Annotated in this window: 16 protein-coding genes; 11 read left to right on the forward strand and 5 right to left on the reverse strand. The window is 51.2% G+C overall.

Features of this window, described 5'->3' with window-relative positions:
- The first annotated feature begins 69 nt into the window (after positions 1-69).
- From NOG13_RS05475 to NOG13_RS05490, 4 genes are all read left to right on the forward strand, one after another.
- On the forward strand, positions 70-315 hold the full coding sequence (locus NOG13_RS05475) for an IreB family regulatory phosphoprotein (protein WP_283109573.1): 246 nt from the start codon (positions 70-72) through the stop codon (positions 313-315).
- Between the two features lie 49 nt (positions 316-364).
- Positions 365-667, forward strand: coding sequence for a hypothetical protein (locus NOG13_RS05480; RefSeq protein WP_283109574.1), 303 nt, complete (start codon positions 365-367; stop codon positions 665-667).
- 69 nt (positions 668-736) lie between these two features.
- Positions 737-1,576 carry a deoxyribonuclease IV gene (locus NOG13_RS05485; protein WP_283109575.1) on the forward strand — a complete coding sequence of 280 codons (840 nt, stop codon included), beginning with the start codon at positions 737-739 and terminating at the stop codon, positions 1,574-1,576.
- On the forward strand, positions 1,563-2,045 hold the full coding sequence (locus NOG13_RS05490; RefSeq protein ID WP_283109576.1) for a methylated-DNA--[protein]-cysteine S-methyltransferase: 483 nt from the start codon (positions 1,563-1,565) through the stop codon (positions 2,043-2,045). The genes NOG13_RS05485 and NOG13_RS05490 overlap by 14 nt, the downstream gene beginning before the upstream one ends.
- Positions 2,046-2,092: 47 nt before the next feature.
- Here the strand turns inward: NOG13_RS05490 and NOG13_RS05495 are convergent, their stop codons facing one another.
- On the reverse strand, positions 2,093-3,691 hold the full coding sequence (locus NOG13_RS05495) for an MBL fold metallo-hydrolase RNA specificity domain-containing protein (RefSeq protein WP_283109577.1): 1,599 nt from the start codon (positions 3,689-3,691) through the stop codon (positions 2,093-2,095).
- Positions 3,692-3,877: 186 nt separating this feature from the next.
- Here NOG13_RS05495 and NOG13_RS05500 point away from each other — a divergent pair, with 186 nt between their 5' ends.
- The 6 genes from NOG13_RS05500 to NOG13_RS05525 all read left to right on the forward strand — a co-directional run bounded on the left by NOG13_RS05500 (position 3,878) and on the right by NOG13_RS05525 (position 8,379).
- On the forward strand, positions 3,878-4,393 hold the full coding sequence (locus NOG13_RS05500; protein ID WP_283109578.1) for a peptidylprolyl isomerase: 516 nt from the start codon (positions 3,878-3,880) through the stop codon (positions 4,391-4,393).
- Between the two features lie 4 nt (positions 4,394-4,397).
- Positions 4,398-6,140 carry an ABC transporter ATP-binding protein gene (locus NOG13_RS05505; protein ID WP_283109579.1) on the forward strand — a complete coding sequence of 581 codons (1,743 nt, stop codon included), beginning with the start codon at positions 4,398-4,400 and terminating at the stop codon, positions 6,138-6,140.
- A gap of 31 nt (positions 6,141-6,171) precedes the next feature.
- A complete protein-coding gene (locus NOG13_RS05510; RefSeq protein WP_283109580.1) occupies positions 6,172-6,513 on the forward strand; it encodes a hydrogenase maturation nickel metallochaperone HypA/HybF in 342 nt (113 codons plus the stop codon).
- A 39-nt stretch (positions 6,514-6,552) separates the two neighbouring features.
- Complete coding sequence (hypB, locus tag NOG13_RS05515; protein ID WP_283109581.1) at positions 6,553-7,212, forward strand: hydrogenase nickel incorporation protein HypB; 660 nt, start codon at positions 6,553-6,555, stop codon at positions 7,210-7,212.
- Between the two features lie 123 nt (positions 7,213-7,335).
- A complete protein-coding gene (locus tag NOG13_RS05520) occupies positions 7,336-7,980 on the forward strand; it encodes a cytidylate kinase-like family protein (protein ID WP_283109582.1) in 645 nt (214 codons plus the stop codon).
- A gap of 78 nt (positions 7,981-8,058) precedes the next feature.
- Positions 8,059-8,379, forward strand: a complete 321-nt coding sequence (locus NOG13_RS05525) for a hypothetical protein (protein WP_283109583.1) — start codon at positions 8,059-8,061, stop codon at positions 8,377-8,379.
- Positions 8,380-8,441: 62 nt separating this feature from the next.
- On the opposite strand, the gene NOG13_RS05530 is transcribed toward NOG13_RS05525, so the two are convergent.
- Positions 8,442-8,588 (reverse strand): molecular chaperone GroEL, encoded by a 147-nt coding sequence (locus NOG13_RS05530; protein WP_283109584.1) that lies wholly within the window; start codon positions 8,586-8,588, stop codon positions 8,442-8,444.
- A 122-nt stretch (positions 8,589-8,710) separates the two neighbouring features.
- On the opposite strand from NOG13_RS05530, the gene NOG13_RS05535 reads away from it, so the two are divergent.
- Positions 8,711-8,899 (forward strand): hypothetical protein, encoded by a 189-nt coding sequence (locus NOG13_RS05535; RefSeq protein ID WP_283109585.1) that lies wholly within the window; start codon positions 8,711-8,713, stop codon positions 8,897-8,899.
- Between the two features lie 75 nt (positions 8,900-8,974).
- Here the strand turns inward: NOG13_RS05535 and groL are convergent, their stop codons facing one another.
- From groL to NOG13_RS05550, 3 genes are all read right to left on the reverse strand, one after another.
- Positions 8,975-10,603, reverse strand: coding sequence for a chaperonin GroEL (gene groL / locus NOG13_RS05540; protein ID WP_283109586.1), 1,629 nt, complete (start codon positions 10,601-10,603; stop codon positions 8,975-8,977).
- Positions 10,604-10,647: 44 nt separating this feature from the next.
- A complete protein-coding gene (locus NOG13_RS05545; protein ID WP_283109587.1) occupies positions 10,648-10,932 on the reverse strand; it encodes a co-chaperone GroES in 285 nt (94 codons plus the stop codon).
- A 164-nt stretch (positions 10,933-11,096) separates the two neighbouring features.
- Positions 11,097-12,236 (reverse strand): THUMP domain-containing class I SAM-dependent RNA methyltransferase, encoded by a 1,140-nt coding sequence (locus NOG13_RS05550; protein ID WP_283109588.1) that lies wholly within the window; start codon positions 12,234-12,236, stop codon positions 11,097-11,099.
- Positions 12,237-12,246 lie beyond the last annotated feature (10 nt).

Here is a 12,246-nt window from a genome sequence, read left to right on the forward strand (position 1 = left end):
ACATCGGCAAAATTCTCTTGCATTTGACCCATGTATGTTGTATGATAATGGAATACGGGGGGTGTTTCCATGCTGGATAAGACGATGACTTTTTCTCTCGGCCATGACCATGAAGATGACATCCGCAAGATTCTTATATCGGTCTATGATGCGCTGAAAGAAAAGGGATATAACCCGATTAATCAGATCGTAGGATACATTTTGTCCGAGGATCCCACCTATATTACGACCCACAACAATGCTCGCAGTCTTATCTGCAGGATAGACCGCGACGAACTGCTGCAGGTATTGTTGAAATCATATCTCGGTGAATAAAGCGGCTGATGGCCGCTCCGTTCCCGATACGGCAGGAAGGATGAAACGAATGGCTGAAAAATCCGCAAAGGAACCGCAGTTCCCCACTTACAAAGGGAAGCCGCTTGTGCGCTGCGGCGATGTGCTGTATTATGGAAGCATGGCCGACCGTTATGTGGTTCGGCTTGAAGTGAAAAGTAAGAAAAAGGTTAAGGACATGGATGTGGCCGACAAAGTCTCCGTTCAGCTGATGCTGACCGACCAGACGAACCGAAGCCGCAAGCAAATTGTAAAAACGAGTGAGAAAAGCGGTCTTTATCTTGCCATGGACCTCGCAGAAGTTTGGCTGCGGAGAGCCCTCGCCGAAACCTGACCGAAACAGCACGGACTCGGAGCGCAAAAACGCGCACCGAGTCCGTTACTATTTTACAGGAGGAGTATCATGCTGAAAATCGGATGTCATCTCTCCGCATCAAAGGGTTACCTCGCCATGGGAAAGCAGGCCGCGGAAATCGGAGCGAACACGTTCCAGTTTTTCACGCGCAATCCGCGCGGCGGCGCTGTGAAAGCCTTTGACCCGGAAGATATTGCGGCGTATCGGACTTTTGCGGAAGAACACGGGTTCTTCCCCATCCTTGCGCACGCGCCCTACACGCTGAACGCCTGCGCGGCAAAAGAAAACCTGCGCACGTTTGCCCATGAAACCATGGCGGACGATCTGAACCGTCTCTCTTATATTCCGGGAAGCATGTATAATTTTCATCCCGGAAGCCACGTTCAGCAGGGTGCTGAGGTCGGAATTCAGTACATCTGCGAAATGCTCAACGAAATTTTGAAGCCGGACCAGCCGACAACCGTTCTGCTAGAGACCATGGCCGGCAAGGGCAGCGAAGTCGGGCGTTCGTTTGAAGAAATCCGCGCAATCCTTGACGGAGTGGAACAGCAGCAGGTTATGGGCGTATGCCTCGACACCTGCCATGTCTTCGACGCGGGTTACGACATTGTGAACCGGTTGGACGACGTTCTTGAGGAATTTGACCGTGTCATCGGCCTCAACCGGCTGAAGGCAATTCATCTGAACGACAGCATGAACCCGTTCGGCAGTCACAAAGACCGCCATCAGAAAATCGGACAAGGTACCATCGGCCTTGAGGCCATGGAAAGAATTATAAACCATCCCATTCTGCGGGACCTTCCGTTCTACTTAGAAACGCCGAACGACGTTTCCGGATATGCGAAGGAAATCGCACTTCTGAAGGGACTGTACCATGAAGAGGTATGACGGGAGCCGATTCTGCAGGTGGCACTCTCCGATTGGAACGCTTGTGATTGTGGAAGACGGCGAAGGGATTACGAAACTTTCCCTCGCAGAAAACGCTCCGGCCGATTCGCGTGAAGAAATGACGCCGCTTCTTTGGGAAGCGGTGCAGCAGCTATCGGAGTACTTTGTGGGAAAGCGAAAAGAATTCTCACTGCCGCTGTCCCTGCACGGGACTCCGTTTCAGCTTGCTGACTGGGAAGCGCTGCGCACCATTCCCTACGGGGAAACGCGAAGCTACCGGCAGATTGCCGAGCAAATCGGAAAGCCCAAAGCCTGCCGCGCGGTCGGAATGGCAAACCACAAAAACCCGATTGCAATCATGATTCCGTGCCACCGCGTCATTGCGGCGGACAGGAGCTTAGGCGGCTACGGCTATGGGCCTAAGGTGAAGCGTTTTCTGCTGGAACTGGAAAAGCGGCATATCGGCTGACAAAAATACGGGCTTCGGAAGAATACTTCCGAAGCCCTTGTTTTGAATTATCTGTCCCACTTGTCGCACAAAGCAAGGATCTGGTCGGCAAAGCGCGCGAGGTCTTTGTTGGCGCCGCCCTCGTTGTGCTGAATCACACGCATCAGCCGCTGGCCTGCGGCAATCAGGCGGCTGAAAGCGGGCGAAGTCTTCCCCGCTCCGCGAATCGGACGGCGTTTTTCCGGCGCAATCCCTTCGTCAAGGATTCGGTTCGCCGTAAGGTCGGCAACCGCACGGAAATTCGGGACATAGGAAGGAAAGCCGCGCTGCTTCAGTTCGTCCGCAAAATCCTGTGCGGTGAACTGCTCGCCGTGAACGACGAAAACGCGCTTTGGTTTCCGCTCAAACGATTCAATCCATTTTACCAAACCGGTGTGGTCGGCGTGGCCCGAAAGCGCTTTGAAATTGTATATCTGCGCCTGCACCGCAATCTGCTCGCCGAACAGTTTGACTTGCTTTACACCGTCGATGAGCATTCTGCCGAGCGTTCCTTCCGCCTGGAAGCCGACAAAAACAATGGAGCACTCCGGTCGCCACAGGTTGTGCTTGAGGTGGTGGCGGATACGCCCGGCTTCGCACATGCCGCTTGAGGAAATGATGACCTTCGGCGACGGGTCTTCGTTCAAGGCACGCGATTCTTCGGTTGTGGAGCAGGTATGCAAATTAGAAAACTCCAGCGGGCGGAATCCGCTGCGGATTACCCGAACCGTATCCTCATCCGCGTAGCCGGTGAGGTCGCCGCTGTAAATCTTGGTTGCTTCCGCTGCGAGCGGGCTGTCGACATAGACCGGAAAATCCGGCAAACTCTTTACGATGTGCTGCTCTTTCATCTCACGGATAAAATACAGTAGTTCCTGCGTGCGGCCAACCGCAAAGCTCGGAATGACAACATTCCCGCCGGCGGCAAAGGTTTTGTCGAACACTTCGGCAAGTTCCGGTATGTAGCTGGCAATCGGGTCGTGTTCGCGGTTGCCGTAAGTGGACTCCATCACCACATAATCCGCCTCGGTCAGGTATTGCGGGTCGCGGATAATCGGCTGGTTCACATTGCCGATGTCTCCCGAAAACACGACGGTCTGTTTTTGCCCGTTTTCCTCCACATGGAATTCAATCGAGGCGGAACCGAGCAGATGGCCCGCGTCAATCATGCGGAAGCGAATCCCGTCAAAGAGTGGAACCGTCTCGCCGTAAACGCAGGGCACCAAGTGTTTCAAAGTTTCTTCGGCGTCATCGAGCGTGTAGAGTGGTTCTTTGGCCGCTTCCCCCGCACGGCGTTTCTTGCGGTTTGCATTCAATGCGTCAACCATCTGGATATGCGCGCTGTCGCGCAGCATGATGCCGAGCAAATCACAGGTTTTGCCCGTGGCATAGATTTTGCCCTGAAAGCCTTCTTTCACAAGCAGCGGAAGGCGGCCGCTGTGGTCAATGTGCGCATGTGTGATGACAACCGCGTCAATCTGCGAAGGGTAAAACGGAAACGAGCGGTTCTCCGACTCGCTTTCTCCCTGATAAAGTCCGCAGTCGATTAGAATTCTTTTCCCGCATGCTTCCAGACAATGACAGCTTCCGGTAACTTCTTTGTCCGCTCCGTAAAAAACAAGTTGCATCTGTTTTCCCCTCATTTCGTTTGATTCCGCACCATGCGGGAAACATCAGTTTTTTTCTTTTTCTGTCATTATAGCATACACGGAGTCGAACGGCAAAAAAATCTTGTGCCACCCTCTCATCGGAGATATAATAAATTATATATAATGAGTTAGAATGCGCTTTAAAATCTACATGGAGGTTTATCAATGCGATACCCTATTGTTACGATGAAAACATCCGGCGGCACCGTGGAAATAGAGCTTTACCCGGACATTGCGCCGAATACCGTAATCAATTTTATTTCCCTTATTAAAAAAGGTTTTTACGACGGGACGATTTTCCACCGCATCATCCCGAAATTCATGATTCAAGGCGGCGACCCGAAGGGAAACGGCACCGGCGGCCCCGGTTACTGCATCCGCGGCGAGTTCACATCAAACCATTTTAGGAACGACCTGCAGCATACACGCGGCGTCGTTTCGATGGCGCGTTCCGTCAACCCGAACAGCGCCGGCTCCCAGTTCTTCATCATGGTGGACGACGCGCCGTACCTGGACGGCGAATATGCCGCTTTCGGCCGCGTGATTTCCGGCATGGAGGAAGTCGACCGCATTGTTTCGGTTCCCCGCGATTATGACGACAGGCCGCTGATTGAGCAAAAAATCATCTCGATGACGGTCGAAACCTTCGGCGAAAACTACCCCGAACCCAAAAAGGTCTGAGAAGATGCATTTATTCCGCAGATTCATAAGCTACTACAAACCTTACCGGGCAATCTTCTACTTTGACATGTTCTGCGCCCTCCTGCTTTCTGCGATTGATGTTGCTTTTCCGCAGATTCTGCGCAACCTGACAAACGGACTTTTCGCAGGCTCCGGCGACGAAATTCTGCGTATGCTGCCGTGGATTGGCGGCTCCTTGCTGGCAATGTATTTGGTCCGCTTCGGGTGCCAGTATTACATCACTTCGTGGGGGCACATCATGGGCGCACGCATGGAAAGCAACATGCGTCAAGACCTTTTCGACCACTACCAGCGGCTTTCCTTTTCCTACTATGACCGGAACAACACCGGCGAAATGATGAGCAAGCTCGTCTCCGATTTGTTCGACATTTCGGAGCTGGCGCACCACGGGCCGGAGAATATTCTGATTTCCATTCTGAAAATTGTCGGTTCCTTTATCCTCATGCTGATGATGAACGTGCCGATGACACTGATCCTCGCAGCGGTTACCGTCGTTATGATTGTGTTCAGCGTCCAGAAGAACAAAAAAATGCGCGCAATTTTCCTCGACAACCGCAAAAAGATTGCCAGCGTCAACGCACAGGTGCAAGACAGCCTTGCAGGCATCCGCGTGGTGAAATCATTCGGCAACGAGGATCTCGAGCGCAAAAAGTTCGAGAAAAGCAACCTGCGCTTTCTTGACTCCAAGGTCAGCAGTTACCGCATTATGGGCAGCTTCCGCGCAGGAAACGCCTTTTTTGAAGGTTTGCTTTATCTCACCGTCGTCGTCTGCGGCGGAATCTTTGTCGCAAACGGTACTTTAAGTATAGCAGACTTATCGATATACGCTTTGTATATTGGAATCTTCATCAATCCGATTGACGTATTGGTGGAATTTACCGAGCTGTTCCAAAAGGGATACTCCGGTTTCCGCCGTTTTGTTGAGGTCATTGAGACCCCGCCCGAAATCAAAGACAAACCCAATGCAAAGCCTTTGAATTCCGTAAAGGGCGAAATCGAATTCAAAGATGTTTCGTTCCGCTACAATGAAGACGAATCCGTGCTGGAACACATCAACCTGCACATTAAAGCCGGCGAAACGTTGGCGCTTGTCGGGCCTTCCGGCGGCGGCAAAACGACGCTCTGTTCTCTCATTCCGCGCTTCTACGATGTGGCCAGCGGTCAAATCCTGATTGACGGCCATGACGTCCGCGATGTAACGCTCAAGTCCCTTCGCAGCGCAATCGGCATTGTGCAGCAGGATGTCTACATGTTCTCCGGAAGTATCCGTGACAACATCGCTTACGGCAAACCTGACGCTACGGACGAAGAAATTCTGCGTGCTGCCAAAAGCGCGGGAATTCACGACTTCGTGTGCAGTCTGCCCGACGGCTACGACACCTACGTGGGAGAACGCGGCACACGTCTGAGCGGCGGACAGAAACAGCGCATCGCGATTGCCCGCGTGTTCCTAAAAAATCCGCCGATTCTGATTCTCGACGAAGCAACGAGCGCGCTGGATAACGAAAGCGAGCGCTACATTCAGGCATCGCTCGACGCGCTATCGAAGGGCCGCACAACGATTGTGATTGCACACCGTCTTTCTACGATTCGCAACGCAGATGAAATCGTAGTCATTGCAGACGACGGCATCGCGGAGCGCGGCACACACGACGAGCTTCTTGCAAAAGGCGGAATCTACGCGAAATACTATAACATGCAGTTTGAATCCTCGGCGGCCGTGTGAGCTGCCGTTCAACAGAAACGGAGCGTACCAGATGCACGAACTTCCCATCGTCCTTGACATTATCCGCGTGATGAAGGACGAAGCCAAAAAGCACGGATTCCACGAGATAACGAAAATCACGCTTGTCATCGGTGAGCTTTCTTCCGTTGTGGATGAATCCGTACAGATGTATTTTGAAGTGGCGGCAAAGGACACACCCTGCGCAAATGCAAAGCTCGTCTTTGAGCACCGCCCTGCCATGCTGAAATGCACTGTATGCGGAACCGAATTTCCGCACGAAAAAAGTTTCGACTGCCCCGCCTGCGGCGGGAGCTCCGTTCTTATTAAAGGTACTGGAACGGAATTTTATATTAAATCTTTCGACGGAAACTGACACCACCGCCGAAGTACGATTGAGAAAAGGAGTTTACACATGGAAGTTATAATCATGAAAGAACTTCTGGAAGCGAACGAGAAGCTTGCAGAAGAAAACAGAGCCTATTTTTCCGGAAGGCATATTCTTGCCGTCAACCTGATGGGTTCCCCTGGATCCGGAAAAACCACACTGATTTCGGCGCTTGCAAAGGAGCTTGCCCCGATTTCGGTCGGCGTTATTGAAGGCGACATCGCATCCTCCATCGACGCGGAAAATCTTGAGAAGCAGGGAATCCGTTCCTCGCAGATTAACACCTGCGGCGAATGTCATCTCGATTCGCGCGTTATCCGCGACGGCGCCGAGAAAATCGACCTGCGTGACGCCATTGTCTTCATTGAGAATGTTGGCAACCTGATCTGCCCGGCAGAATTTGACTTGGGCGAAAACGTGCGTCTGCTCGCAGCAAGCGTTCCGGAAGGCGACGACAAGCCGTTCAAATATGTTCCGATGTTTAGCTATGCTGACGCTGTTGTGCTGACGAAATGCGACCTCAAGGAAGCTGTGGGCTTCGACACCGAAAACTTCAACAAGGGTCTGCGCGCAATTTCTCAGGCGCCTGTATTTGAAGTCAGCCTCAAGAAAGGCCAGACTCCTGCCGGTGTGAAAGAAATTGCCGACTACCTGAGGGCAAAGTACGAGGCGCTCCCCAAAGCATAAGCCTTTTTCCTGCAAGCGGAAATATCTTCGTAAATTATTGACAATTTTATTCGTTGTTATATAATAATATTCGTAAGATATTTACAACTAGTCGGGCGATTTCGGGAACAGGAGTGGATTAGTATGAGCCATTATGCAATTACCATCGCACGCGGCTACGGAAGCGGCGGACGCAGAATCGGGCAAAAACTTGCCGACAGGTTGAACATTGATTTTGTTGACCGCGAGCTGCTGCAGCTTGCCTCCATTGAAAGCGGAATTAACGAAGAATTGTTCGGCGAGGCAGACGAACGCCTGACAAAACCGCTGTTGTTCAAAAATCTTCGGAAAAACCGCGTGGGCAATGTACTCACTCCAGAACAAAACGGCTTTATTTCTGACGAGAACCTTTACAATTACCAAGCAAAGGTACTAAGGAGCCTGCTGGAACGCGAGTCCTTTGTGGTAATGGGCCGCGCTGCCGACTTTATTTTCCGTGATTATCCGAACGTCCTCACCGTCAACATTCAGGCTTCGCGTGAGTTTTGCGTAAAGGCCACCATGGAGTACAACGACCTTTCCGAAAAAGAAGCCGAGGCTTTTGTTGCGAAAACGGACAAATACCGCGAAGACTTTTATCGGTACTACACCGGTCAGGAATGGAATGTTCCGTCGAACTTTGACTTGTGCTTAAACAGTGAACGCCTCGGGGACGAAAACTGCATCCGACTGATTATTGAAGCGGCAAAGCTGAAAATCGGCTCAGACTTTGTTGTTCCGAAAGAATAAACCGTTAAAGGAAACCTCCCCGCCTTCGGAAACGGAGGCGGGTTTTTTCCGGGCTATACGCAGGGAGGATTTGAACCATTGAGAAAAGCGATTGACTGGCACGCTCAGTATTTCATTCCGGAGCTGCTGTTCTTCCAGAACGGTTGTGTTTTCACCGGCAGTGTAAACAATGACGGCGAAAAGGAATTCCGCTACAAGCTGTCTCCTGCCCAAGAAGCGGAAGAAGGCGCAGATAGTGACCCTCCGCGCAGAGTCATTCTGGTGGAGGTCTGGTACGGGCCTTTCTGCTATGAAAAAAGCACAATAGAAGACCGGCACAGCTTCCCCATGGACGAAAACGGGCGGCAGGAAGCCATCAATTGGCTGGCTGCAAAATATGAGGAAATGATTCCGGGCTAAAGCCTGCATCTGCCAAAAAAGAGCTGCGCTCCGACGGAAATTAAGTCGGAGTGCAGCTCTTTTTACGTGTCATCGACGATGGATTGGAGGCATTGGATCAAGTCCTGCAGATTCTTGATTTGGACATTCTTCTCGAGAATGGCGTTTTTCAAGTCAATGGACAGCGACTCGAACCGGCTGCGCATACTTGGATCAATATAAGACGCCATTGCATCACCTCTTTGCATTATGTTGCCCGAAGAAGGCAATTTCAAACGCTGTTTCTAAATTTTTTCTATTTTTTGTATGAAGTGAAAAAAGCCTGCATAGCATAACGCAGAGGTGAACTGCAATGGATTATTCCGGATACCAAGAATTTCCCTTCCCCTCGGAACTCACAGAGCAGGAAAAAAAGGCAAAGAAGTTTTTCCTTTCCTTGCCGGACGACGAACAGCTTGCCATGCTGAACGGGTGCTGCTCCTATGAGGAGTTCCGCAACCGCGTTTTCGCGCGGATGTCGGACATAGACGTCCGTGCGTAAGGCACAAAAACAAGGCAGACGCCAATTGGCGCCTGCCTTGTTTTGTTTCCAGTAATCTGGAGGGAATGACGATGATTAATACGCACCGCCCATGTCGCCGCCAGCAGCTGCATTATTCTGAGCAGGCTCTTTCTTGTCAGCAACAAGGGATTCGGTGGTGAGAACCATAGAAGCGACAGAGGCAGCGTTCTGCAGTGCGGAACGAGTTACCTTGGTCGGGTCTACGATGCCTAAGGAAATCATGTCGCCATACTTGTTGTTCGCAAAGTCGTAGCCGTAGCCGATCTTGCCGGACTTCTTGATGGCGTCGATGATGATGGAGCCTTCGAGGCCAGCATTGTAAGCAATCTGACGAACCGGCTCTTCCAGTGCGCGGAGAACAATCTTTGCACCGGTCTTTACGTCGCCTTCGGATTTGTCAACAAGGGCTTGGACAGCCGGAATGGTGTTGATGAGAGCAACGCCGCCGCCCGCTACAATGCCTTCTTCAACAGCAGCTTTCGTAGCAGAAAGGGCGTCTTCCACGCGGAGCTTCTTCTCTTTCATTTCGACTTCTGTTGCAGCGCCGACTTTGATGACTGCTACGCCGCCGGACAGCTTTGCAAGGCGCTCCTGGAGCTTCTCTTTGTCGAAATCGGAAGTTGTTTTTTCAATCTGAGCGCGAATCTGAGCAACACGGTCAGCAATTGCTTTCTTGTCACCGGAGCCGTCAACAATAATGGTGTTTTCTTTGTCAACCTTGACCTGACGTGCATGGCCGAGCTGATCAAGAGTTGTCTCTTTCAGTTCAAGGCCAAGTTCAGAGGAGATAACCTGACCGCCAGTGAGAATAGCAATATCCTGAAGCATTTCTTTGCGTCTGTCACCGAAGCCCGGAGCCTTAACAGCAACGCAAGTGAAGGTGCCGCGGAGTTTGTTCAGGATCAGAGTGCTGAGTGCTTCACCTTCAACATCTTCTGCGATGATGAGGAGCTTCTTGCCGGCCTGAACAATCTTCTCGAGGAGCGGTAAGATTTCCTGAATGTTAGAAATCTTTTTGTCCGTAATCAGAATGGAGGCATCGTCAATGACGGCTTCCATCTTCTCGGTATCCGTGACCATGTAAGGAGTAACATAGCCGCGGTCAAACATCATACCTTCAACAACTTCGGAATAGGTTTCAGCAGTCTTGGATTCTTCCACGGTGATAACGCCGTCGGAAGTAACCTTCTGCATTGCTTCCGAAATCAGTTTGCCGATAAAGTCATTGGAAGCAGAAATCGAAGCAACACGGGCAATGTCGTCCGGGCCGGAAACCTTCTTGGAGTTCTTCTTCAGGGTCTCAACTGCTACATCAACAGCAGCCTGAATGCCCTTGTGAATCTCCATCGGGTTAGCACCGGCAGCAACGTTCTTCATGCCTTCGCGAATGAGGCACTGTGCAAGGAGGGTTGCGGTGGTGGTACCGTCGCCAGCCACATCGTTCGTCTTTGTGGCAACTTCCTTGACGAGCTGAGCACCCATGTTCTCAAACGGATCGTCGAGTTCGATTTCCTTTGCAATGGTTACACCGTCATTGGTGATGAGCGGTGCGCCATATTTTTTGTCGAGAACGACGTTACGACCCTTCGGTCCGAGTGTAATTTTAACGGTATCGGCAAGCTGATTAACGCCGCTAAGAAGTGCTTTTCTCGCATCTTCGCCATATTTGATCTGTTTCGCCATAATCTATTCCTCCAAAATTTTTCTCAGTATTTTAAGCTATGCAATTACTCCACAACTGCAAGAATGTCGCTCTGACGGACAAGTGTGTATTCTTCGCCGTCAATCTTAACTTCTGTTCCAGCGTATTTGCTGGTGATGACACGATCGCCCTTTTTGACATACATCTTGACCTCTTTGCCATCAACAAGGCCGCCCGGGCCAACCTCGATCACGTCTGCGATCTGCGGTTTCTCTTTGGCGGAGCTGGCAAGAATAACGCCACCTTTTGTTGTTTCTTCCGCTTCTTCCATTTTGATCAGGACTCTGTCAAGCAATGGTTTGATCGTCATAATATATCCTCCTTGAAAATTAACGATTTGTTAGCACTCAATGTTCCCGAGTGCTAACATATATTTTATCGACTTCCCTCTGAAAAATCAAGAGTTTTTCTATGAAAATCGGGAAGTTAATAATTTTTTTACAAATAAAAAATGCCGTTCTGTCGCTGTTCCGCTCATTTTTCCTGCTCGTTCTTTTCTTTGAAATACATATAGTATTGGCAGCGAATCATTCCATTATAAAGTTTTCTGCGTTTTGCGGCCCTTCTTCCGAAACATTTTTCAAAGGTTTCATCCGGTGTGATGAAGGAGTAGCTCCAACCGCGGCGCGGAACAAACACCTTACCCATTGTACGGTAAATCTCCTCGGCTGCGCGAAGGTCAAGCAGGCGCTCTCCGTATGGCGGATTACAGATAACGCAGCCGAAATCTCCTTCTTCGCGGAAATCTGCAATATCGCGTCTTTCAACGTGTACGCAGCCGGAAACTCCTGCTTTCTGCGCGTTTTCCGCCGCAAGTGCTACCGCCGCGGGGTCAATGTCGTACCCTTTGGCGATAAAACCGGTATCGTGCATTTCGAGGGAACGGGCACGCTCGCGTTCCTTTTTCCAAACTCCGCTGTCGATGGTGTTCCACCCCTCTGCATCAAACCGGCGCGAAACGCCCGGCGCAATATTCAGCGCTGTCAATGCTGCTTCAATCAGAAGAGTGCCGGAGCCGCAGAACGGATCTATGAAATTCGCGTCGTGACGAACGCGCGAGAAATAAACCATTGCCGCGGCAAGTGTCTCACGAATCGGCGCTTCCGTGGCGTTGGCGCGGTACCCGCGTTTGTGCAAACCCGGGCCGCTCGTGTCAATCATGAGGCTGACCATGTCTTTCAGAATCAGAAAATGAATTTTGCGCGGAAGGCCTGTCTCCTCAAACCAGTTGACGGAGTATTTGCTTTTCAGCCTTTCCACGACCGCTTTTTTGATGATGGACTGGCAGTCCGGAACGCTGGCAAGCTGCGAATTGAGGCAGGAACCGTTGACTGGGAAAGCATCGGTTTTGCCGATCCAGCGCTCCCACGGCAGATTTCTGACGCCTTGGAACAGTTCCTCAAAACTCCGTGCCGGGAAAGTCGCCATTAAGATTTGCACGCGCTCGGCATAGCGGCTGCAGATATTGGCGCGCGCAATCATTTCGTCGGAACCGTCAAAAACGACACGGCCGTTCTGGGGTGCGACATTTTCAGCGCCCATTTTCCGCAGTTCATCCGCCAAAGGTCCCTCAAGCCCAAACAGGCAGGGACAAACAAGCTGAAAATCACTCATTACGTCCTCT

The sequence above is a fragment of the Thermocaproicibacter melissae genome, assembly GCF_024498295.1.
GTDB lineage: Bacteria > Bacillota > Clostridia > Oscillospirales > Acutalibacteraceae > Thermocaproicibacter > Thermocaproicibacter melissae.